This is a genomic window from Pseudomonas sp. 3HC3 (genome assembly GCF_044904505.1).
Lineage (GTDB): Bacteria > Pseudomonadota > Gammaproteobacteria > Pseudomonadales > Pseudomonadaceae > Aquipseudomonas > Aquipseudomonas putida_Y.
The window spans coordinates 117,510-141,199 of the sequence record NZ_JADDRH010000006.1; the positions used below are offsets into that span (position 1 = coordinate 117,510).

The 23,690-nt window shown below is 56.5% G+C and carries 16 protein-coding genes, 1 tRNA gene and 2 pseudogenes; 9 read left to right on the forward strand and 10 right to left on the reverse strand.

Features of this window, described 5'->3' with window-relative positions; translation table 11 throughout:
- Positions 1 to 28: 28 nt before the first annotated feature.
- Positions 29 to 994: a type II secretion system minor pseudopilin GspK gene (gspK, locus tag INQ47_RS12225; RefSeq protein WP_404701772.1), complete on the reverse strand. Its 966-nt coding sequence runs from the start codon at positions 992 to 994 to the stop codon at positions 29 to 31.
- Between the two features lie 145 nt (positions 995 to 1,139).
- Here gspK and tatA point away from each other — a divergent pair, with 145 nt between their 5' ends.
- From tatA to tatC, 3 genes are read left to right on the forward strand one after another with little or no spacing between them, the layout of a single operon-like run.
- The gene (gene tatA, locus INQ47_RS12230) at positions 1,140 to 1,373 is read left to right on the forward strand and encodes a twin-arginine translocase TatA/TatE family subunit (RefSeq protein ID WP_404701773.1); all 234 of its coding nucleotides are present in this window, start codon (positions 1,140 to 1,142) and stop codon (positions 1,371 to 1,373) included.
- Complete coding sequence (gene tatB / locus INQ47_RS12235) at positions 1,373 to 1,663, forward strand: Sec-independent protein translocase protein TatB (protein WP_252459551.1); 291 nt, start codon at positions 1,373 to 1,375, stop codon at positions 1,661 to 1,663. The genes tatA and tatB overlap by 1 nt, the downstream gene beginning before the upstream one ends.
- Positions 1,660 to 2,421 carry a twin-arginine translocase subunit TatC gene (tatC, locus tag INQ47_RS12240; protein WP_084850132.1) on the forward strand — a complete coding sequence of 254 codons (762 nt, stop codon included), beginning with the start codon at positions 1,660 to 1,662 and terminating at the stop codon, positions 2,419 to 2,421. Before tatB ends, tatC begins: the two co-directional genes overlap by 4 nt.
- Before the next feature lie 102 nt (positions 2,422 to 2,523).
- Here the strand turns inward: tatC and INQ47_RS12245 are convergent, their stop codons facing one another.
- Both INQ47_RS12245 and purL read right to left on the reverse strand, forming a co-directional pair.
- Positions 2,524 to 2,835 (reverse strand): NGG1p interacting factor NIF3, encoded by a 312-nt coding sequence (locus INQ47_RS12245; protein WP_404701774.1) that lies wholly within the window; start codon positions 2,833 to 2,835, stop codon positions 2,524 to 2,526.
- Positions 2,836 to 2,838: 3 nt separating this feature from the next.
- On the reverse strand, positions 2,839 to 6,738 hold the full coding sequence (purL, locus tag INQ47_RS12250) for a phosphoribosylformylglycinamidine synthase (protein WP_252459548.1): 3,900 nt from the start codon (positions 6,736 to 6,738) through the stop codon (positions 2,839 to 2,841).
- 698 nt (positions 6,739 to 7,436) lie between these two features.
- Between purL and mltF the strand changes: the two genes are divergently transcribed.
- Positions 7,437 to 8,894, forward strand: a complete 1,458-nt coding sequence (gene mltF / locus INQ47_RS12255; RefSeq protein ID WP_252458937.1) for a membrane-bound lytic murein transglycosylase MltF — start codon at positions 7,437 to 7,439, stop codon at positions 8,892 to 8,894.
- Between the two features lie 93 nt (positions 8,895 to 8,987).
- Here mltF and tadA read toward each other — a convergent pair whose 3' ends face one another.
- A complete protein-coding gene (gene tadA / locus INQ47_RS12260; RefSeq protein WP_012051365.1) occupies positions 8,988 to 9,467 on the reverse strand; it encodes a tRNA adenosine(34) deaminase TadA in 480 nt (159 codons plus the stop codon).
- Positions 9,467 to 10,846, reverse strand: coding sequence for a multicopper oxidase family protein (locus INQ47_RS12265; RefSeq protein WP_274149055.1), 1,380 nt, complete (start codon positions 10,844 to 10,846; stop codon positions 9,467 to 9,469). Before INQ47_RS12265 ends, tadA begins: the two co-directional genes overlap by 1 nt.
- Positions 10,847 to 11,042: 196 nt before the next feature.
- On the opposite strand from INQ47_RS12265, the gene INQ47_RS12270 reads away from it, so the two are divergent.
- Together INQ47_RS12270 and INQ47_RS12275 are read left to right on the forward strand one after the other, a co-directional pair.
- Positions 11,043 to 14,000, forward strand: coding sequence for a dermonecrotic toxin domain-containing protein (locus INQ47_RS12270; RefSeq protein ID WP_404701775.1), 2,958 nt, complete (start codon positions 11,043 to 11,045; stop codon positions 13,998 to 14,000).
- 547 nt (positions 14,001 to 14,547) lie between these two features.
- Positions 14,548 to 17,328: a DNA methyltransferase gene (locus INQ47_RS12275; protein WP_404701776.1), complete on the forward strand. Its 2,781-nt coding sequence runs from the start codon at positions 14,548 to 14,550 to the stop codon at positions 17,326 to 17,328.
- A gap of 70 nt (positions 17,329 to 17,398) precedes the next feature.
- Here INQ47_RS12275 and INQ47_RS12280 read toward each other — a convergent pair whose 3' ends face one another.
- The 3 genes from INQ47_RS12280 to INQ47_RS12290 form a co-directional block, all read right to left on the reverse strand.
- Entirely contained in the window at positions 17,399 to 18,703 is a 1,305-nt protein-coding gene (locus INQ47_RS12280; RefSeq protein ID WP_404701777.1) for a phospholipase D-like domain-containing protein, read from the reverse strand.
- A 205-nt stretch (positions 18,704 to 18,908) separates the two neighbouring features.
- Positions 18,909 to 19,211, reverse strand: coding sequence for a hypothetical protein (locus INQ47_RS12285; protein ID WP_404701778.1), 303 nt, complete (start codon positions 19,209 to 19,211; stop codon positions 18,909 to 18,911).
- Positions 19,212 to 19,384: 173 nt separating this feature from the next.
- Positions 19,385 to 19,460, reverse strand: a tRNA-Phe gene (locus tag INQ47_RS12290).
- 272 nt (positions 19,461 to 19,732) lie between these two features.
- Here INQ47_RS12290 and INQ47_RS12295 point away from each other — a divergent pair.
- A complete protein-coding gene (locus INQ47_RS12295) occupies positions 19,733 to 20,959 on the forward strand; it encodes a hypothetical protein (RefSeq protein WP_404701779.1) in 1,227 nt (408 codons plus the stop codon).
- 277 nt (positions 20,960 to 21,236) lie between these two features.
- Here INQ47_RS12295 and INQ47_RS12300 read toward each other — a convergent pair.
- Both INQ47_RS12300 and INQ47_RS12305 read right to left on the reverse strand, forming a co-directional pair.
- A pseudogene (locus tag INQ47_RS12300) lies at positions 21,237 to 21,540 on the reverse strand (plasmid mobilization protein).
- Positions 21,525 to 21,824 (reverse strand): hypothetical protein, encoded by a 300-nt coding sequence (locus INQ47_RS12305; protein WP_404701780.1) that lies wholly within the window; start codon positions 21,822 to 21,824, stop codon positions 21,525 to 21,527. The pseudogene INQ47_RS12300 and the gene INQ47_RS12305 overlap by 16 nt, the downstream one beginning before the upstream one ends.
- Here INQ47_RS12305 and INQ47_RS12310 point away from each other — a divergent pair.
- Together INQ47_RS12310 and INQ47_RS12315 are read left to right on the forward strand one after the other, a co-directional pair.
- Positions 21,720 to 22,797, forward strand: a pseudogene (locus INQ47_RS12310) (transposase). The gene INQ47_RS12305 and the pseudogene INQ47_RS12310 sit on opposite strands and share 105 nt — an antisense overlap.
- Positions 22,798 to 22,959: 162 nt before the next feature.
- Positions 22,960 to 23,688: a hypothetical protein gene (locus INQ47_RS12315; RefSeq protein WP_404701781.1), complete on the forward strand. Its 729-nt coding sequence runs from the start codon at positions 22,960 to 22,962 to the stop codon at positions 23,686 to 23,688.
- The last annotated feature ends 2 nt before the right edge of the window (positions 23,689 to 23,690 follow it).

Consider the following 23,690-nt stretch of genomic DNA (forward strand, 5'->3'; position numbering starts at 1 on the left):
GGCTTGGCCGCGAAGGCGCCCGTAAACGTTACCAGGCTATCGGCTCCCGGCTACGCACCCGCACTTGCTGCGCTGGCACCCGGGCATGCCATTGCACCACCCCCAGCGCCTCCACCTGGAATTCGCTGCGCATCACCCGCCCCTCTTCCTCGAACGACAGCTGCAACAGAAAATGCCCGCTGTTGAGCAGCAACCCTTCGCTCAACCGCTCGAACGTTTCGTCATCCACCGCCCCCAGCGCCTGGCGCAGCGCCGCGGCATCCACGTACCCCGAAGCCGGCCGACCGCTGATGATGCGGCTGAGCAGCGAGCGCGAATAGCGTCCTTCGTAGAGCGCTTCCAGCAACGGAAGGTGCTCCAACCCCAGTGCATTGGCGTTCAGGCGCCAACCGGTGACCTGAGGCAAGGCGCACAGCATCGGGTAAAGCGCTTGGCGGTTGGCATCCGACTCCAGCAACAGGTTCAGCTCGCTGGTGTCGAGCATCGGCTGGTTGGCCGCCAGCCGTGGCGGTTGCTGGCGCAGGTACTGGGCGCTCTCGGCGCCCTGCAGGCGGGCATCACTGTCGGCATCGAGCCAGTCGGCCAGGGCATCGACCAGGCGCTCGGCCGCCATATCATTGCCCAGCAAGTAACGCAGCTGGCGCTCGGCGCGTTCGCCGTCGGCGCCGAGCAATGCGTTTACATTGAAGCAGGTGTGCTGGTCGCGTACCTGCAACTGAGCCTGACCAGCGCCAAAATCGTATTTCAGCGGCTGCCCACGCAAGGCTTGCCAGAACAGCGGGCTGAGCCGCCAGGCGGGGTCACGCAGGGCTTGCCCGGCATAGGCCAGGCCGGCCTGCTCCATGGCCCGCACCTGCACCCGCTGGTGTAGCAGGCGCACTTCGTCGACCTGACGTCGGCCATCCTCCACCAGCCAGGCCATGCCCGCCGCCAGCATTGCCAGCACCACCATCACCATCAGCAGGGCCGCACCCCGCTGTTGCCTTCCACCCATCCGTGCGTGCCTCGCTCGCGGAATAAAAACGCCAGTCAACACGCAGGGTGTTTCAGCTAGATGGCAATGCCCGTTCGTCATGTGTACGTCATCTAGGCAAGGCAGGATTGCCCTTCCTTTTCATGACCTTACAGGAGTGGTCGCTATGGGTGGCATTGGAATCTGGCAACTGGTGATCGTACTGCTGATCGTGTTCTTGCTGTTTGGTACCAAACGCCTGAAGGGTCTGGGTAGCGATGTGGGCGAGGCGATCCAAGGTTTTCGCAAGTCCATGGGCGGTCACAATGACGCCAACGCCGCTGGCCAGGCGCAAGTGCAGCAACAGTGCCCGCTGAACGGCCAGGCTGCTCAGCAACCTCAAGCGGACCGCCAGGCCTGATGTTCGAGGTAGGCTTCAGCGAGTTGCTGCTGATCGGCGTCGTCGCGCTGTTGGTGCTGGGCCCCGAGCGCCTGCCGGTGGCAGCCCGTACCCTCGGGCGCGGCCTGGGCCAGGCGCGCCGGGCCATGCACGCCTTGCGCACGCAGGTGGAGCGCGAAATCGAGATGCCCAACCTCGACAAGGCACCTTTACAGCGCCTGGAACAGGAGATCCGCCAGGGCATCAGCCTGAACGCGGTGCAGGCCAATGATGCGGCCACGGCCGCGCTGCCCAAGGAAAATGCTTCATGAGTATTGCCATGGACCCTGCGGCGAGCATGCCGCTGACCGAACACCTGCGCGACCTGCGCAAACGCCTGGTGCGTTGCCTGGCGCTGGTGGCATTGGTGTTCGCCGGCCTGTTCCCCTTTGCCCAGACGCTGTACACGCTCATATCCGAGCCGCTACGGCGCTTTTTGCCGGAAGGCGCGAGCATGATCGCCACCAGCGTCACCTCGCCCTTTCTAGCACCGTTCAAGCTGACCGCGATGTGCGCCCTGTTCCTGGCCATGCCGCTGCTGCTGCATCAGGCATGGGGCTTTCTGGCACCGGGGTTGTACCGCCGTGAACGGCGCATTGCCCTGCCGCTGCTGGTATCGAGCATCGTGCTGTTCTATGCCGGCATGGCATTCGCGTTCTTTCTGGTGTTCCCGATGATGTTCGGCTTCTTTGCCAGCGTGACGCCGGACGGCGTGGCGATGATGACCGATATCAGCCAGTACCTGGACTTTATCCTGGCGCTGTTTCTGGCGTTCGGGCTGGCGTTCGAGATCCCGGTGGCGACGTTCATCGTGGTCTGGGCGGGGTTGGCCGATGTGGCCGCATTGCGGCGCAGCAGGCCCTACGTGGTCGTCGGGTGCTTTGCGGTGGGGATGATTCTGACACCGCCGGATGTATTTTCGCAGACGATGCTGGCAGTGCCGATGTGGGTGCTGTTCGAGGTGGGGTTGCTGGCTTGTGGAATGTTGAAGCGGCCGGAGCCAGGCAAGGAGATTGTGGCTGGATTGTAGGGCCCTTTCGCGGGCACGCCCGCTCCCACAGGGATATCACGGTTCTGAAGATTGTGATATCCCTGTGGGAGCGGGCGTGCCCGCGAATAGCCGTGATGCGTTCTAGAACTCGGCGAGGCGCCAGACTTCATAGGCTGGCGTCTCGTACGGGTGGCTCTGCTTGAGCGCAGCGACGACCTGCACAACCAGCTCGTCAGCCACCACCAGCTCCACCTTCCACTCTTCCACCGCCTCGACCTGGCCCGCTTGCCCGAGGAACGGCTGGCTGCCGTCCAACGGGCGGAACTGGCCCTGGCCAAGGGTTTGCCAGGCGCAGTGGTCATAGTCACCGATGCGCCCGCCGCCAGCAGCGAACACAGCGGCCTTGACCACTTCGACATGGCTGGCGGGGACGAAGAAGGCGAGCTTGTACACGCCTTAGTTCACCCACACCCGTGCGTTGCGGAACATACGCATCAGCGCGGCATCTTCCTGCCACTCGTCCGGGCGCCAGGAGTTCTGCACAGCGCGGAACACACGCTCCGGGTGCGGCATCATGATGGTCACGCGGCCGTCGCGGCTGGTCAGGCCGGTGATACCACGCGGCGAGCCGTTCGGGTTGGCCGGGTAGGCTTCGGTGACCTTGCCGTGGTTGTCGACGTAGCGCAGGGCCACGCAACCGGACACATCGGCTTCCAGCAATGCTTCTTCGCTGGCGAACTCGGCATGGCCTTCACCGTGGGCGATGGCGATCGGCATGCGCGAACCGGCCATGCCCTGCAGGAAGATCGAGTTGGACTTCTGCACCTCGACCATGGCCACGCGGGCTTCGAACTGCTCCGAGCGGTTGCGCACGAAGTGCGGCCAGTACTCGGTGCCCGGGATCAGCTCGTGCAGGTTGGACATCATCTGGCAACCGTTGCACACGCCCAGGGCGAAGCTGTCGGTACGCTCGAAGAAGGCCTGGAAGGCGTCACGGGCACGGGCGTTGAACAGCGCCGACTTGGCCCAGCCTTCACCTGCGCCCAGTACGTCACCGTACGAGAAGCCGCCACAGGCGACCAGGCCCTTGAAGGCTTCGAAGTCAACACGGCCAGCGAGGATATCGCTCATGTGCACGTCGATGGCGGCGAAGCCGGCGCGGTCGAAGGCAGCAGCCATCTCGACCTGGCCGTTGACGCCCTGCTCGCGCAGGATGGCCACTTGCGGGCGCACGCCCTTCTTGATGTACGGTGCGGCGATGTCGTCGTTGACGTCGAAGCCCAGCTTGACCGTCAGGCCCGGGTTGTCTTCCTCGAGCAGCAGGTCGAACTCCTGGTCAGCGCAGTCGGCGTTGTCGCGCAGGCGCTGGATCTGGTAGCTGGTTTCAGCCCACTGGCGCTGCAGCATGCGACGGTCGTCGTCGAACAGCACTTCGCCATTCAGGCTGATGGTCACTTCAGCGTTGTTGACCGGCTTGCCGATCACCGCGACGCATTCTTCACCCAGGCCGGCAGCGCTGAACTGAGCCAGCACATCCGGGGTAGCATCCTGGCGAACCTGGATCACCGCGCCCAGCTCTTCGTTGAAGAGGATAGCCGGCACTTCGCCCTTGCTGTCGGTCAGCGGGTCGAGTTGCAGGTCGAGGCCGCAGTGGCCGGCGAAGGCCATTTCCAGCACGGTGGTGACCAGGCCGCCGTCGGAACGGTCGTGGTAGGCCAGCAGGTGGCCGTCGTCGTTCAGGCCCTGGATCACGGCGAAGAAGGCTTTGAGGTCTTCGGCGTCGTCGACGTCCGGTGCCTGGGCAGCGATCTTGCCGTAGGTCTGGGCCAGGATCGAGGCACCCATGCGGTTCTTGCCGCGGCCCAGGTCGATCAGGATCAGGTCGGTCTCGCCCTTGTCCATGCGCAGTTGCGGGGTCAGGGTCTTGCGGATGTCGGTGACCGGGGCGAAGCCGGTGATGATCAGCGACATCGGCGAGGTTACGCTCTTCTCGACGCCCTCGTCGCTCCACTTGGTCTTCATCGACATCGAGTCTTTGCCGACCGGAATGGTGATGCCCAGCTCCGGGCACAGCTCCATGCCGACAGCCTTCACGGTGTCGTACAGGCGTGCGTCTTCACCCGGGTGACCAGCTGCGGACATCCAGTTGGCCGACAGTTTGATGTCGGACAGCTTTTCGATGCGCGAAGCCGCCAGGTTGGTCAGGGTTTCGCCGATGGCCATGCGCCCGGACGCCGGGGCATCCAGCAGCGCCAGCGGCGTACGCTCGCCCATGGCCATGGCTTCACCGGTGTAGACGTCGAAGCTGGTGGCGGTAACGGCGCAGTCCGCCACCGGAACCTGCCACGGGCCGACCATCTGGTCGCGGGCAACCAGGCCGGTGATGGTGCGGTCGCCAATGGTGATCAGGAAGCTCTTGCTGGCCACGGCCGGGTGGTTCAGCACGCGCTGGACGGCGCTGTCCAGGTCCAGCTCGCTCGGGTCGAAGTCATCGCCCAGCTCGGCTTCGCGGGTAACCGAACGGTGCATGCGCGGTGGCTTGCCCAGCAGCACGTCCAGCGGCATGTCCACCGGGGTGTTGCCGAAGTGGCTGTCGCTTACGGTCAGGTGCGGTTCTTCAGTCGCTTCACCAACCACGGCAAACGGGCAACGCTCGCGCTCGCAGATGGCCTTGAAGCGCTCGAAATCGACTGCGCTGACGGCCAGCACGTAACGCTCTTGCGATTCGTTGCTCCAGATTTCGTGCGGGGCCATGCCCGGCTCGTCGTTGGGCACGTTGCGCAGTTCGAAGCGACCACCGCGGCCACCGTCGTTGACCAGCTCAGGGAAGGCGTTGGAAATACCGCCGGCGCCCACGTCGTGGATGAAGGCGATCGGGTTGTCGTCGCCCAACTGCCAGCAACGGTCGATGACCTCCTGGCAACGGCGCTCCATTTCCGGGTTTTCGCGCTGTACCGAAGCGAAGTCCAGGTCAGCCGAGCTGGCACCGGTAGCTACCGACGAAGCAGCGCCGCCGCCCAGGCCGATCAGCATGGCCGGGCCGCCAAGCACGATCAGCTTGGCGCCGACGGTGATTTCGCCCTTCTGCACGTGGTCTTCACGGATGTTGCCCATACCGCCGGCGAGCATGATCGGCTTGTGGTAGCCGCGCACTTCTTCACCGTGGGGGGTGTCGATGGCTTGCTCGAAGGTACGGAAGTAGCCAGTCAGGGCCGGGCGACCGAATTCGTTGTTGAACGCAGCGCCACCCAGAGGGCCTTCGATCATGATGTCGAGGGCGTCGACAATACGCTCGGGCTTGCCATAGGCCTTCTCCCAAGGCTGTTCGAAGCCCGGGATGCGCAGGTTGGACACGGTGAAGCCCGTCAGGCCGGCCTTGGGCTTGGCGCCACGGCCGGTAGCACCTTCGTCGCGGATTTCGCCACCGGAGCCGGTGGAGGCGCCGGAGAACGGGGCGATGGCGGTCGGGTGGTTGTGCGTTTCGACCTTCATCAGGATGTGCACCGGCTCCTGCACCGCGCCGTACTGGCGGGTTTCAGGGTTCGGGAAGAAGCGGCCGGCAACGTTGCCGACGATTACCGAGGCGTTATCCTTGTAGGCCGACAGAACACCTTCGTTGTGCATCTGGTAGGTGTTCTTGATCATGCCGAACAGGCTCTTTTCCTGAGCCTGGCCGTCGATATCCCAACTGGCGTTGAAGATCTTGTGGCGGCAGTGCTCGGAGTTGGCCTGGGCGAACATCATCAGTTCGATGTCGTTCGGGTTGCGCTTGAGGCCCTGGAAGGCATTGACCAGGTAGTCGATCTCGTCTTCGGCCAGGGCCAGGCCCAGGTCGATGTTGGCCTTGGCCAGGGCGTCGCGACCGCCGGAAAGGATGTCCACCGAAGTCATCGGCTTGGGCTGGGCGTGGCTGAACAGGTCTGCGGCCTGCTCCAGCTGGCCGAGCACGCGCTGGGTCATACGGTCGTGCAGTTCGGCGGCGATCAGTTCGGCGTCAGCGTCGCTCAGGGTGCCGGCCACGTAGTAGGCGATGCCGCGCTCCAGGCGCTGGATCGACTGCAGGCCGCAGTTGTGGGCGATGTCACTGGCCTTGCTGGCCCATGGCGAAATGGTGCCCAGGCGCGGCACCACCAGGAACAGACGACCCGTCGGCTCCTGTACCGGCACGCTCGGGCCGTACTTGAGCAGACGGCCCAGCACCTGCTGCTGGTCGGCGGTCAACTCGCCGTCGACATCGGCGAAGTGGGCAAATTCGGCATACAAACCAGTAACAGCGGGGACTTTCTGGCTCAGTTGCTCGAGTAATTTACCGTGGCGAAAGGCAGAAAGGGCAGGAGCGCCGCGCAGGATCAACATCGTCGGGACAGCCTCAGGAAGGGGTGTGCTTAGAGGCCGTGCATTCTAGCCTAATTCGATGGCTTTCGGCACCTGCTCTAAGCCACGCCTGCCGGGCGGCGGAACCGGACTTCGGGGTCAGTTTTCAGAGGTGTCCGGCTTGAGACGAGATCTAGCGCCGCCGGGTGTCCGCCTCAAGACATTCAGTGCCTGGGAGATCGAGCGCCGCAGGTGTCCGGCTCGACACATTCTGCGCCTGGGAGATCGAGCGCCGCCCGCGCGGCGCTTCGCGGGTAAACCCGCTCCTACGTTTGTTTCGGGCCAATTATGCCTGTGGGATTCGCGCGCGAACGCCTTGGTGCCTATCTCGATATCGCGTCGTACCAACAAGGCGGTCGCGCGCGCCAGGTACAGGATGGACTGGCCCGAAACAAACGTAGGAGCGGGTTTACCCGCGAAGCGCCGCGCGGGCGGCGCTCGATCTCATAGGCGCTGAATATTTTAAGGCGGACACCTGCGGCGCTCGATCTCACAGGCGCTGAATATTTTAAGGCGGACACCCGGCCGCGCTCGATCTCACAGCCGCTGAACATCTCAAACCGGGCACCTGGTAGCCTTGATGCAATCCCCTCCCCCTCCCCAACCACACAACCCGCTACCAGACAAGCTAACAGTTGTCGAGATATGGTTGGGCCAGTCCTTTGCGTATACTGCAACCTATGTTCGCCCACACTGCTTTGCGCCAGCGTTGCGCCAAATGGCTTCTCGCAACCGGACTCTTTCTGCTGTTAGGTGCCTGCGTTGAAAAACCCAGCACCCTCGAGCGCGTGAAGGAGGATGGCGTGCTGCGCGTGATCACACGCAACAGCCCGGCAACCTACTTCCAGGACCGTAACGGCGAAACCGGCTTCGAGTACGAACTGGTCCAGCATTTCGCCGACGATCTCGGCGTAAAGCTGCAGATCGAGACCGCCGACAACCTGGACGAGCTGTACGACTCCCTCGGCAAGCCCTCCGGCCCGGTACTGGCTGCTGCCGGCCTGGTCAGCAGTGAGCGGCGCAAAGCGCAGGTGAAATACTCCCATCCCTATCTGGAGGTGACCCCGCAGGTCATCTACCGCAACGGCCGCCCACGCCCCACCAGCGCCAAGGGTTTGGTCGGCAAGAAGATCATGGTGCTCAAGGGCAGCAGCCATGCTGACCAGTTGGCCGAGCTGAAAAAGCAGTACCCGGCCTTGCAATATGAGGAATCCGACGCCGTCGAAGTGGTCGACCTGCTGCGCATGGTGGACGAAGGTCAGATCGACTTGACCCTGGTGGACTCCAACGAACTGGCGATGAACCAGGTGTATTTCCCCAACGTGCGGGTCGCCTTCGATTTGGGCGACACCCGCGACCAGCGCTGGGCAGTGGCAGCAGGCGAAGACAACAGCCTGCTCAACGAAATCAACGAATTTCTCGACAAGGCACAGAAGAACGGCACCCTTCAGCGCTTGAAGGACCGCTACTACGGCCATGTCGACGTACTCGGCTACGTTGGCGCCTACACCTTCGCCCAGCACCTGCAACAGCGCCTGCCCAAGTACGAGAAGCACTTCAAGAACTACGCCAAGGTCGAGCAGGTCGACTGGCGCCTGCTGGCAGCCATCGGCTACCAGGAATCGATGTGGCAGCCGGAAGTCACCTCCAAGACCGGCGTGCGCGGCCTGATGATGCTGACCCAACGCACCGCCCGGGCCATGGGCGTGTCCAACCGGCTGGACCCGAGGCAGAGCATCCAGGGCGGCGCCAAGTACTTCATGAAAATCAAGGAAGAGCTTGACGACAGCATCAAGGAGCCGGACCGCACCTGGTTTGCCCTTGCCGCCTACAACGTTGGCGGCGGCCACCTGGAAGACGCCCGCACCCTGGCCAGGCGCGAAAAGCTAAACCCGAACAAGTGGCTGGACGTGAAGAAGATGCTGCCGCGGCTGGCTCAGAAGCAGTGGTACCGGCAGACCAAGTACGGCTATGCCCGGGGTGGCGAACCGGTGCATTTCGTGGCCAACATCCGCCGTTACTACGACATCCTCACTTGGGTGACCCAACCGCAGCTCGAAGGCCAGGTAGCCGAGGGCAACCTGCATGTGCCCGGGGTCAACAAGAACAAGCCGGCGGATCAGTCGCCGCCGATGTAAGCCTTTCAGGGCCTCTTCGCGGGTAAAACCGCCCCTGCAAGATTTGCACAGAACCTGCAGGAGCGGGCTTGCCTGCGAAGAGCCCGGTGCAATTCAGGCCTTGGCCCGGCGGGCCTTGAAGAAGTCGCTGAGGATCTGCCCGCACTCTTGCGCCAGCACCCCGCCCTCCACCATCACCCGGTGATTGAGAAAGCCTTGGCCAAAGAACTGCCCTTGGCTCTGCACGATCCCCGCCTTGGGTTCCAGCGCGCCAAACACCACGCGCATCACGCGCGAATGCACGATCAGCCCCGCACACATGCTGCACGGCTCCAGGGTCACATACAGAGTGCTGCCGGGTAGCCGGTAGTTGCTGGCCGACCTGGCTGCCGCCCTGATTGCCACCATCTCGGCATGCGCGCTGGGGTCACTGTCGATGATCGGTCGGTTGAAACCCTGGCCGATCACCTGCCCGTGCTGCACCAGTACCGCGCCCACCGGCACCTCGCCCAGCGCCGCGCCTTCGGCGGCCAAGGCCAGTGCCAGACGCATGAATTCCTGATCACGGCTGCGATCGATGATCTGCGGGCGCATCAGACCACCGCGATCGCGGCCATCAGGCCGGTTTCCATGTGGTCGATGACGTGGCAGTGAAACATCCAGGTCCCAGGGTTATCCGCCACCAGCGCTACCTGGGCGCGCTCGTTCTTGCCCAGCAGATAGGTGTCGGTGAACCACGGCTCCTTGATGTCGTGACGGTTGGAGCCGATCACCTTGAAACTCATGCCATGCAAGTGGATCGGGTGCTGGTACTGGGTCATGTTCTTAAGCTCGAAGATGTAGCTCTTGCCCTTTTGCAACGTGGCGATGGGGCGGTCGGCGCAGGTCTTGTCGGTAATATCCCAAGCCTGACCGTTGATCTGCCACAAGCTCGGCGGTTTGCCCGCGTCAGTGGTGACAGAGACGCTGGCCGCCCACTCGAAATTGAAGTTCAGCTTTTCGGCATTCTCCAGGTCCGGCTCGGCGATCGGATTGGGCGGCAACGCTGGCGGCCAGTCACTCGGCGCGTCGTTGCTGGCCACCGAACGCAGGGTGCCCAGGCGCACGAAACCGTCGCGCAGGGAGATTTCCTCACCCGCCTCGGGAATGCGGATGGCCAGACAGATACGCATGCCCGGGCCTAACCAGTACTCATCCAGCGCACGCGGGGTGACCGGGTTGCCGTCGAGGGCATAGATTTTCGCCTCGCAGTTGCCTTTGAGGTTGAGGCGGTAGGTCCAGGTGTTGTCCAGGTTCAGCAGGCGCACCCGCACCACTTGGCCGGCTGGCAGCTCGGTGATCGAGTCGGCCTGGCCGTTGATGGTGATCAACCGCCCGGCAGTGCCGTTGCGCGCGGCCTCGCGCGGGATGCTGAAAGGCAGCCATGCGCCCTGCTCGTCCACATGCCAGTTCTTCAGGCTCAGCGTACGCTCATGCTGGAACCCGGTGGGTTCACGCTCCTCGACGATCAGCGGCCCGACCAGACCGCGGCCTAGCTCCTCGGAGCTGCTGACATGGGGGTGATACCAATAGCTGCCGGCGTCCGGCACGCGGAACTTGTAATCGAAGTATTCACCTGGCTTGACCGGCAATTGCGACACATAAGGTACGCCGTCCATTTCCAGCGGTAGGCGAATGCCGTGCCAGTGGATAGTGGTCTCGACCGGCAGATGGTTGATAAACCTTACCCGCAGCCAAGTGCCCTGGCGCACGCGCAGCTCGGTGCCCGGGGCCGATGGGCCGAAGGCCCAGGCCTCGGTCTTGAAGCCCGGCACCAGCTCCACTTCCAGCGGGGCGGCAATCAGCTCGTAGTCATGCCCGGCGTTTTCGTCCTCGACCTTGCCCAACCAGTATCGCGCCGCGCCCCCGGCGCCCAGGCCTACTACAACCAAGCCAGTGAGACCTTTGAGCATTTGTCGACGGGTGAAGGACATCGGTGCGGGTACCTCGTTTCGGCGCAATCAAAGTGCCAGCAGGGCTGACGATAAAGGCGAATACGATACACCTGCAAACGGGAAATATTAAGTGAAAACCCGGCGTCACGAAGCAGCCGGACAAGCAATAAGCACCACCGCCCTGGCTCACGACCGTTCAAAACTGGCAGCCTTTCACCTCTATTGGACAACCGTGATGCTTGCCGACACCCTCCCCAGCGACCAGCAAATGCTGATGACCCTCGCCGGACAACTCACTGAAGACTGCCCTGACATGCGCGAAATGGCGCGCGAAGTGGCACAACAGCTCCTTGCGCGTCATGACCTGAAAGCACTCGAGCCCGACAATGTCTACCTGCACCGTTTCCACACTGCCGTCAGCAGCCCTCGAACCTTCAACGGCTGGCAGCACCTGGATCAGCCCTATGAATCCTTGACCCTGCCACAACTGGTGATGCACCGCTTCGATGCCCAAGCCCGGGATAACGCTGACGTGCTCAGTTACCTCGCTGGCTTTTACAACGATGGGCCAGGCAAAGACGTGTATGACGAGCGCAATGAAGTTCGGCTCGATCCCAAGGACGTTCTGGAATTTTTCTGGCGCATTGATTTTGCCTCCGGTTTCAAGGCGCGAATGACGTCTTTCTGGGCAAAACATTCAGAGCACTTCCGCACGTTGGCCAAAGCCAACTTCATGAGCAAATTACTGGAAGCCTGCGCGCAAGCCCCCTCCTCCGCGCTAGCCCGTCACAGCCTGGATATCGCTCATGTCCTGGTGGGCGAGACAACCTGGCCGCCATCGCTGGAGGCACTGCAACGAAGGGTCTTGCCGGGTGGTGCAACGCGCGTATGCGCGTTGGACATTGGCGGGTATGTGGCGACGGACATCCTTCGCCTGCAATTGGCCAATGGCAGCCAGCTGATTTACATGCCGGGCGATGTCGACGGCCTACATTACTTCCAGAACGACCAGGCACTGTTCTGGTGGGTGCTCACAAACTGCAGCTATGTCGAAAACCGAACCCGCTTTCTGGCACATTTTTCCCTCGACGATCGCGAAGAGGCTGACGGCAAAGTCGGGTTGAATCATCTGATTGATCTGCTCTTTCACGGCTGGGGCAACCATGATTACAGCGGCCTCAACACCCTCGACCTGACCATTGAAGAGGATGCTTTCGACTGGCTGCGCAACAAGGCTCGCCAGCGGATGATCGATGATGCGCATTTCTCTTTGCGCTCCAACGCCGACCTGCGCAGGCAACTGTGGATCGGTTACCTGAAGGCGGGCCTGCAGGTGTTCGGCCCCATGGCGGCAGTGAGTTGGCCGGTAGCGTTGGCGCTGGTGGGGGCAGGCATTGCTGAAATGGGTTTGAACATCTACCAGGCGGTACACGGGCACACAACGCGTGAACGCAAGGCAGGTACTACCGGCGCGATTTTCGCCGCCATCGAGACACTGTTCAACGCGACCTTTCTGCTCAGCGCACCCGGCAAACCCCTTGACGAGTTCGCCGAAGTGGCTGAGGCAGGCGCTGCGACTGAGGAAGGTGAAGCCCCGATACCGGCGCAAGAGTCAGCGCATGAACACGGCGGGGAACCCACTGATGAAAGTGTTTCAGAGGTGGCGGACGCAATTGAAACCTGGGTACCTGAGCCCTTCCAGCCAGCCGACAGGTGGGCCGCACTACGCCCTTTCGAGACGAATGTCGTGCTTGGCGGCAAACCTGGCACAGGGTTTCTTGAAGGCATCCATCTGCAGGATGGGCAGTTTTACGCACTGATCGATGAGATGCCTTACCAAGTGCGCTTTGTACCCGAACTGAAATCCTGGACCATCGTCGACCCTGAAAACCCTTTCTCATTCTACAAAAGCTTGCCGATCCGCCTGGATAGCGCAGGCCAGTGGCACCCAGTGGAACGCCTTGGCCTCAACGGGGGCATGCTGTCGAGCCTGAAAATCTGGGGCCGGCCTTCAGCAAGAGCAAGCGTGCCGCCCTTGCCCGGCACCCCTTATGAAATACCAGCCGACTTGCGCGCCTCGCTGAAGGATGTTTCTGATGATGAGATTACCGGTGCGCGAGCGTTCCTCAACGCCCCTGATCGACAGGCCGCCATCGCGCGATTCAGCCAACTGCGTGATCAACTGGCGGCCGATGCCGAAGCGTTCATGACTACGGTGCAAACACCACCACGTCCGCAGATACCCGAAATACCCGCCAACGCTTCATCCAAAAACGTTTTCAAAAGTCTTTACCAGAACAGTAACGGCTTGGTAGTTGGCGAAGCGCACAGTGGCCTTGGCAGCAAGCGATTACTGATCGACAACATGCGTCTGCTACGCAAGCTGAAGGTAAAGACGCTGTACATGGAGCACTTCACCACCGACTTCCAGCAAGCAGACCTGGATACGTTCAACCGCACAGGTGTGATGCCGCAGGACCTGGATCGCTATGTGGAAAGCCAGGATGTCGGGCACCGCACCGACCCCGAAGGCCGCTACACCTTCCGTCGGGTATTGGTCAGCGCCCAGGAAAACGGCGTACGCATACAGTCCATCGACTGCATGGCCAGTTACCGCCAGGCGTGGGCTACACCCGTTTCCGATGTGGCACGCCAGCGCATGATGAACTTCCATGCACACTTGATCATCGAGGCAGACCAGGCCGCGCGCGGCTCGGGAAAATGGATTGCGCTGGTCGGCAGTACCCACGCCAACACCTTCCATGGCGTAACCGGGCTGGCTGAAACCGAAGGCGCGATAGGACTGCGTGTCGAAGACCGCCCGATTGACGAACCTGACGCCTACAGCGCAGACCCAGGTGTGGATGCCACGGACGAAGGTGGCACACAGAGGCATGTGCAAAGCGACCTGCTGTTACGCGCCGCAGTGTTGACCACCCGCCCGCCATCACCGGACTTTGAAAGCCTGCTGGTGAGGCCTGGCGATTACGCGATAGAACGCACCCACGGCGAGGACTACCTGATCAACCGCAGCCGGGACTCGACCTTACGACGCACACTGATCCAGCGCGATGGCCGGTTTTACTACGTGGAGCGCCTCGACTGGCCAACCATTCATGAACGTCGCTTTCAAAACCTTGCCGAGCTTCATGCCCAACTGAGATTACGCGGCATGCACTGCATTGCCCCTTGAGCCGGGCAAGGCGCAGATACGACAAGGGCGCCTTGCGGCGCCCTTGGGTTCAGCTTATTCCCACTCTATTATCAACAACAAATAAAACCCAACAAACATTGCACTTTGAAGTCAATACAGGTCTCTGCGCCATGAAAAATACCATGACCTTTCAATCGCCAGACCTACGGTAGGCGCTCCCCTGATTCAACTCTGTTCACATCGATCGCTGCCGTAATTAGATCCATAAGGATGGACAGCTCTGCCTGGTCACCATCCCGGTAAACCTCAGCCAGAAGCGCAATAGCGTAAGCAGGATCCGTCCGAAGGACGTGCGCCATCATCTCCGCGTGACCAATGTCTTTCATCGTCTACCCCATACTCACGTACGCCCATGATGTCCCCAGGCGGTCCTGCTGCCTAGAGGTACCTTCTCGGCCGAGACGTTGAGCCGTAGGCCACTCCCCAGCAGTCTGTCAACAGCCCTTCAAATGGCCCACGAGGGTTGAGCAACCGGCACAATACTGTAAAATCTGGGTTTGTTTTAAAATCCCAGATTGAGGATGGCATGCAGGACCAAAAACCCGCTACACAAGCACAGCTTTCTGCTTTTTCGTCTAGTGGCGCTAAAGAAAATGACGTGCCTGACTATCAAGAAATCCCACTGCATATTGGGACGTTCGACCATGCCATGAATCATCTGCGAAGCCTGGATTGGGCATTCACCGACGATGACACTCGGTTTCTAGGCCATGATCTCCACCCCTATCCAGCCAAGTTCATACCACAGTTACCTGGTACGCTGGTCTCACTGCTCAGCTCGCGAGGAGAAGTAGTCTTCGACCCCTTTGGCGGCAGCGGCACCACGGCATTGGAGTCCATTAGATTAGGGCGCAGAGCCGTCAGCTCAGATGCAAACCCTGTGGCAGCATTGATCGGCCGCGTCAAAACAGCGCGGGTTGGCATAGAGGCTACTCGAGAATTACACCTGCTGCATGGTGCACTCCGTGCGCTGATCAGCTCAATGCCAATGGACCCTTCAGAGTTTGTAGTCAAGTATAGTAAATACGCACCTACGATCGTAAACAGGGAGAAGTGGTTTCCTGACTCATCTTATGGTGAGCTTTCCCATATACGTTACAGAATATCCCAACTAACAGATCCAATTGCGCAAGACATAGCATGGCTATCACTTTCTAGGACTGTGCTTCCATCATCCTTTCAAGATTCGGAAACACGCTATAAAAGTGTTCCTCGGGAAATTCCCGTGGGTGACGCAACGAAAAGGTTTGTACGCGAATTCGAATTGGTAATGAAGTCAGTTGCGCGAAATGCTTCTGCCACTCGCTATGGGATATCACGATTTCTGACTGGGGATGTAAGAAACATCCCTGAAATCGAACTACCTAATGAATCTGTTGATCTGATTGTGACGTCACCGCCTTACGGAAATGCGATGGACTATCATCTCTACCACAGATTCAGACTTCTCTGGCTTGGCCATGATCCTGTTGCCTTTGGAAAGCTAGAAATTGGCTCTCACCTCAAGCATCAGCGTGAATCAAGCGGATTTGAAAGTTATTTCAACGATATGACTTCCGCTTTGAAAGGATTTTCCCGAGTACTCAAACCAGGGCGCTATGCAGCGCTCGTAATTGGTGACTCCGTATACGGCGGAGAAAAATTTGACACTGCTAAGCTACTCGGTGAAATATCACCTGAGTTAGGCTTCGACTCAGCGGAAGTAATTGAGCGCGAGGTACATAAAGTAAAGCGTTCATTCACTCACGCCGGGAGACGTGCCTCTAGCGAAAGTATCCTTATCTTGCGGAAAGCCGAAAAAAATACGTCTGTATTCCTACAGCCTCCACCCTACAAGCTTTGGCCATATGAAGCAGCTTTGAGGGAGAGGGAGATAGGGGGAGCAGATTCTGCTCTCAGTTTGACTGTAGAAGCTTTGGTGAAAAGTCGCTCTATGGTGTTCACCCACCAAATAGTTACCAAAGATGGAAGATCTGAGCCAACCTGGCAGGCGATATTAGAAAATGGGATGGCCTCTAATCCTGCCGCTCGAAAAGACCCAAAATATGTGACGCACGGATTGCATCCTTATAAAGGAAAGTTCTACCCACAACTTGCAAAGGGGTTAATAAACTTAAAGTCTCTCCCTCATGGAGCAAAAATATTAGATCCTTTTTGCGGGAGCGGCACCACCCTTCTGGAAGGCTACTTGAACGGATACACAGCCTATGGCTGCGACATAAACCCAATAGCAGCAAAAGTTGCCAAAGCCAAGACAAAAGTACTAGATGAAGAACCCGATGTCCTATCAGAGATCGTATATAGCATCTTAGATACCGTCGAACAAGCTCCGGAAGATCTTCCTTATGCTTACGACCAATTCGATTACGGCTGCATTGAAGAAATACGCAAATGGTTTGCACCCGCAGTCGCAGCGAAGTTGAATTGGCTCTTGAGCGTTATCCGTAAGGGTAGTGAAGGAGCAACTCGTGATTTTTTGGAAGCAGTGGCAAGCAGCATTGTTAGAGAAATATCTCAGCAGGAGCCAACCGATCTGCGTATTCGCTATAGAAAAGAACTACTCGTAGACTATGATGTCTTTAGCGCATTCAGCCAACAACTAGTGACCCAATTTTCGCGCATTGAGAAATTCTGGCGAATCAGAGGGTATGCTCCAAACCCATTCTACTCCTCAAACATTGTCTCCGGCGATAATCGATGCCGTGAAACCTATGACAAGCTAGGATTAAAAGATGGCTCGGTGGATTTTGTACTCACAAGCCCGCCATATGCTATGGCTCTTCCATATATTGATACTGACAGACTGTCTCTACTTACTATTTTCGGACTGTCCAGTAGCAGTAGGCGCCCTATCGAGAACTCTCTAATTGGTAGTCGGGAAATCGCACAACGCGCAAGAAAAGAACTTGAAAAAGTATTCCTTGGCAATACTGAACTCCCTATTCAGTGTCAAAACTTCATCCGCGATCTTCACGAAAATTTACTTGAGGATAAAGATGCAGGATTTAGAAAAAGAAATATGCCGGCATTGATCCATAGATTCCTGGTAGACATGAACCAAGTATTCATCCAGCTCTACAGGCTATGTAAGCAAGGCGCTGAAGCCATGATCGTAATTGGCGACAGTAAAATGACCGTTGGTGATAAGGAAATCAGAATTCCTTCCACGGACTTCTTAGAGGCAATCGGAGTTTCACAAGGTTTCAACTTAGTCGAACGCATAGATATTTCAGTAACTACTGAAAATTTTGTACACATAAAAAATGCGATTACAGAAAATGTTGTTTTAAGATTTAGAAAAAAATAGCCCGCCGGCAACCTAGTATCAGTCTGTGCGCTCGAACATACTGAGCACACAGACTGAAGCTTTTAGAAAATTATGTAAACCCGAAGCCTCTGCGCGTGTGAGCGCCCGGTATTCCAGTACAAATTTTCTTCCACTCATCGTGCTCTGGCGTCCCTTTTTTTGCCAACTGGCAGCGATAATGAACTTCACCATCCTCAATTTTTTCAAGCCTTATAATATCGCCAGGCTCTCCCCAATTTTTAATCTCGCCACAAGTGAATCGGAAGTCAGAACTATTTTCGTATAGATACATTCTGACCTGCCTGATAACTCTGCGCTCTGGATTTCCCAACTCAGAAATATCCCACACAGGGCGCCAGTTGTAATAAACTCTGTCTTCAGCCCGAGCACCTACAGCTGGCTGCTGCTCACCTTTTCTAGGGTTAACATCCCTAGTGTAATTCTCTTTCCACCCCCAAAAACTTTGTGCTGACCAGATAGCTGGCAGAGGAATACGCTGCTCACCTGGAATATTACCTTCGCCCTTTGTGGCATTTAACTCCATGTAAAAAGCAGTTGCTGGAACAGTAGCGATCGGCTCGACTTCAGGCAGTGGAGCTCTCACAGAGTTTTCCGTCCCTCTACCATCTCTTTTATCCTTTAACGCAGCCGCTCTCTTGTTTCTCTGTATCTCCTGCAACTGACTATCCACTGCAGCCAAAACAATATGTTGATAATCCAACGGCAAAGCTTTGGGCGATGGGGTGGCCTCATAGCCGAATATATCGTCAGCTTGAGAAGACCCAACTTTAGCAACTTTTTCTCGAGTTCGTTTTTCTGCCTCACTCGGAATATCATCCCTAAAGATCAGCCTCATCAAAAATTCTTGATTAAGAACTCTGGCGATTGGATATTGAGGATCAATGAACTGCTGTAACTCGCTCAACGCTTTGTTATAGAGTACAAAATCGTTAGGCAAATCATAAGAAACAAGTGCACCCCCCTCATAATTCCTGAAGAGACCACCTTCAGTCAAATTATTCGAACCAACATATATTTCAGCAGCACCTTTTCTCTTTATAACGTACATTTTCGGATGAAACGTTACACCATTTTTTCTATTCTTGAAGATCCTGACATCGACAGGCCAAGATGCTAGCTCATTTAGAACTTCTTTACTGGTGCCCCCCATATCCACGCCGATCACCAATCGAACATGAGCTGAGGCATCATGAAGTGCAATTAATCTTTTCTTGAGCCTAATCACTGACGACCGCGAAGTGAATGCAGAGACTATCGTTACCGACTCAATATCGTGACCATCTTCTAGCTTGGCATCTAGAAGAGAGCCTAATTGAACATTATTGTAAGGCTGGGCTATGAAGCTTACTTCCATGAGAACTTCCACATTTTCAATGATGGCTAAATGCCAGAAAACACCTGAAAATGCCAGATCATAACGATTGCGGCCGAGATTGCAACGCCCCGTTGCAGAAACCAGCCTGAAAACCACCCCCTCCCCCTAGAAGGCAGAGATTTGCGTACCAAGAGAAAGAGACGACCTCGGCCTTAAGCTGCCGTAACCCTCGCATTCATTGGCGCTATAGCCAGTGATCGGGAAGCGACAGCTCAAAATTTTTGGCGACTACTGTAAGCGCTACAATTATCTCCGCATGCCGCTGTTGATCTTGAATCGTCCACCCTACGCGGCGACCAAGAAGTACATTCAACTCGTTAAGGTTATAAAGCCCCAACCTATGAAAATTCCCCCACGTAGGAACTCCAAACAAATTATAGATAACTTGAGTGGAGTCACGTTCGCTAGCAAGGCGCCTAGGCCCAGTAAGGGTCGCCGCTGCTTCTTCAGCATCATCCCGATCTTCATAAGTGCTCAGCAACTTCATTCTAGGCTCCAACTGATAACTTGTGGATAAATCGAAACTCAATTCTTTCCACTTTGAACTCTTTACTAGATGACATACCTGCCACGCCAGAGGCCACCTATCACCACCAACAGAATTCAATCCAAAACCAAAAAAAAACCCCTGAACCGAGGAGGTACAGGGGTTTGGCATCTTGGTGCCCAGAGACGGAGTCGAACCGCCGACACGGGGATTTTCAATCCCCTGCTCTACCGACTGAGCTATCTGGGCAGCGCCCGAATTAGACATCAAACCTAGCTAGACGTCAAGCAAAAAATCAGAAGAATTCAAGAAATACAGAGGGTTAGGGTCGAAACACGGTTAAAAATATGGCGTTGACGAGCAGTCAACCTGGACCGATTTACACCCACACTCACGCTGAAATTAAAGTAATCTACGAGAGATGAGATCATTTTGCCACTGCACTGCTAGCGTACTTCGCCATTCCCTGAGGCACCATGCCTATCAGCGGGCTGGCTACTTCAACAAGGACATGAAGACAAATGCCGCAATTTTCCATCCTTTCTCCTCTTGATCAACCACTTGGAAATAGACGCTTGCTAGAGGATTTGAAACGGTTCCTTAGCGATCCAGAACTTAGTGAATTTGGCTTTGCCGTCGCTTTCGCTAAGGTCGGTCCGTTCTACCGCCTACAAGAGCTTCTTCAAGATTGGATTGCGCAGGGTAAGACCGCTACCGGCATCTTTGGGATCGACCATAAAGGAACTAGTTTACAAGCCTTGACTTTTGCGGTCGAAAATCTGAGCGCCTCATATTTTACTCAACAACTAGGAAATAGCTTCCACCCAAAAATTTATTGGTTCAAAGGTCCCACAAAGGCCGTAGCATACATTGGATCGAATAATCTGACAGTAGGCGGCACTGAAATAAATTTCGAGGCCGGAGTTCAGCTCTCCTTTAAACTTCCAGCTGAGCTGGATGACTTTTCAGCCATTACAAAGGCTTTTGAAGATCTTTTGCCGGATCAATGTGTGGTAACTCATCCACTAACAGAGGAAAGGCTCGCGCTGCTTATTTCAGATGGTCTTCTTCTTGATGAATCTGTAGTTAACCGCTCGGGAACGGGGAGCAGAGCTTCAGGTTACAGCGCGAAAGCTGGAGCGAGACTTCCAGTTTTACCAGCAAGCAGCTTGCCGAAAGGTGTCTTTGGTAAAAAAACTTCGAAGCAAGTACTTGCGAGCAAAGCTGGAGTCATCCAAACGCAAGCACTGAAGATCGATGTTACTAAACCACTTACTCCGGTCACTGGCCTTGCGATTCAGATTAACCCCCATGGCAATGGGGAAATATTTTTGAGTAGTACCGCAGCTAAACAAAACCCAGCTTTTTTTGGGATGCCGTTCACTGGGATAACAACTCCCAAGCGGGGAATAAAAAACGGCGGCTATCCTCAGCGCTCTCCAGACCCGGTATGTAACATCAGAGTAATAGGTAGAAAAAATAAAGTCTTGCTAGAATTACCAGCTTATGAATTGAATACGGTATTCTATACCAAAAAAAGCGAGATTCGCGTGACGGCCTCTCCGCTTGTTTCAGTTGTACCCCCTTATTCAGTCATGATCATGTATTTCTCAGAGACCCCAGGAATAGATTACGAACTTGATATCTATACTCCCCAGGCGCCTGAATACAGAAAATGGATTGGGATTTGTAATCAGAAAATGCCCGGCGGGGGCAAAGACGAACCTCGCCGATTTGGGTGGTTCTGATTATCTTACAAGCTTAGCCATGCTATTTCCGATTACTACATTTTAAATATGGCGCAGACTCATTTTGATGACTGACATTTCAAAATAGCGGCATGTATAGCTCCAGGCCCATTGGCAAGACAGAACTCACAATGGGCCACTGAGCAAATCTCTTGACCCTTTAGGGATATTGGCATAATAAAAGCTGCGAGCTCACGCAATAAAAATATGGTAGCTAACATGCCGTCGGCCTCTTTGGATTGCACAATCCAATTACTTCTTAAAGCTGATGATTCACTTATGAGCTCAGACAAACGATCCCATTCTTAACCCAATAGCTACGAAAATCAAATATTGCGCTTTGCACATCGATAATACACACGCCTTCTCCGCGCTTCTCTGCAAGCCAGTGCTTTCACAAACCAGCAATCCGCCCAAGGTCGCCATTCACTCTGGCAAGATCAGCCACGGCCGCCAGGGCCACAACCGACCTTAACGGCGTGTTTAAACCAAGCGCGCAGCTAGCCAGAACGAGACAAACCCGCCTCCTTGGCTTGTTTTTTGATTTTCTTTTTCTCGTCGTCCGTCACCCAAACCTCGATTGACTTCCCGCGCCTGCGGGCCGGGGGCTTTTCTTTGGTTCTTCACGGAATCCCGGGAAAGACAGAAACAAGAACGCCGGTTTGATGGATGATGTTCGTGCGAGCAAACACATCAACAAACCGGCGTTCTTGTGCACGATATTAATACGTTTCTGCCCTTTTGGGAGGGCTTTTCTGTCATTGCCATCAGGCCTGATGGCGACGATCTGCTGATCGACCTGATTCCGCAGCCCACTAGGTTCCCCACCTGCAGCGGCTGCCATCAGCCCAGCACCGCCATCCACGAATACTGCCAGCGCTCGATCCGTGATCTCCCCATTCTTGGCCATGCGGTACGGTTGAATGTGGAACTGCGGCGCGTTGGGTGTCGCGCATGCGGCAAGCGGATGGAGTCAGTCAGCTGGCTTGATCGCTATTCGCGTATGACCCAGCGCTTGGCCGAGGCCGTGATCCAGGCTTGCCAGCGGCTGCCTACCCTGCACGTCGCCGAGCTGTTTGATTTGCATTGGGACAGTGTGCGCTTGCTGGAACGACGAGCTCTACAAGCCGCTCTAGAGCAGCTACCAAAGGCCCAGCCCAGGCGCCTGGTGATGGACGAGTTCGCCCTGTTCAAAGGCCATCGCTACGCCAGCGTGGTGCTGGACGCCGATACCCGCCGGGTGCTGTGGATTGGCGATGGACATGAACACCGCATTTGACCTGGAGGTACGCCAACACTGCCCTCAGGCACGCGTGGTCTACGACCTGTTTCATGTAGTCGCCAAGTATGGGCGCGAGGTGATTGACCGGGTACGGGTCGACGAAGCCAACCGTCTGCGCCATGACAAACCCGCGCGCAGGGTGATCAAGCAAGCACGCTGGCTACTGCTGCGTAATCCGGAAAATCTCAAGCGAGAAGATCAACAGGTGCACCTGAGGGATCTGCTGTCGGCTAACCAATCGCTGATGACGGTTTATCTGATGAAAGCAGAGTTAAAAGCGCTGCGGTCGCCCACCACCGCCTGGGGTTGGCGATCAGCCTGGAAGCAGTGGCTGCGTCTGGCTGATGAAAGCGCGATACCGGCACTGAAGCAGTTTGCTAAACGCCTAAAGGGATACTGGCGCGGCATCTTGAGCAGGGTGCGATGGCCGATGCATACGGGCCAGCTGGAAGGCATCAACAACCGGATCAAGGTGATCAAGCGGATGGCTTACGGCTACCGGGACAGCGAATTCTTTTTCATGAAGATCAAGAATGACTTTCCCGGCAATCCGTGAAGAACCTTTTTTTCGGCCCCAGCTTCTGAAGAAAAACGGCCGCCTGGTTGTTTTCGCGCCCACACTTAACGCGTCATGGCGGCCTCTTAGAAATCCGAAGCTTTACAGACCATCTTAGGCATTACAATACAAACCACCTAAATTACACAGAGCGGTTATTACATGGAAAGTGCTACGGAACTCAACGTAAACTCAGGCCACACAGCAGCAATAGATGACTTGAAAAGGAGAGCCAAGCGATCTAGGGCAGCAAGACTCTATATAGCTTTGGGCTTGTTGATTTTAATGAGCCTTGCAGTGGCGGCTGTGTTTAGTTCGAGCCAGACCAAGACATATTCACTCCGAGAACTTGGAGAGAAAATCTCCTTTAACAAAATGCGTGACCCTGGATTATTTTTACGCAAATCCAACGATCTTCTCGAGAAAATTTATCCTGACAGCATCATTAACATGGGAAGGCGGATGGATGGCGAAGACGTCAAGGAAGAAAGTTTCACAATGGATGAGCGCACCGCCTACATGCACGAGCTTGAGCAACTAGTGAATTTCTATGAGCGCACCCAGACAGCGTATTCGAAACAGCCATTCGTACAAGAAACACCGGAATGGACAAGCTCCGTATCGTCTATGGCTTTTACATTTGGAGCTATAGCTGTTTCAATTCTACTATTCCAAACAGCAGTTTCCTTTATAAGGTATTACTCACAGCTAGCGGAGCTTTATGACTCGCAAGCTAGCGCACTATTGGCCGCAAATAACGACCCAGAAAAGTTTGTGAAATACTCAGAGATGCTCTCCCCATCAGTCGTTAGTTTCGGAAAGCCTCCTGTGAGTGTTTATGAACGAGCATTTGAAGCAATAGCATCAATTAGAGGGAAAGAGACGAAGTAAAG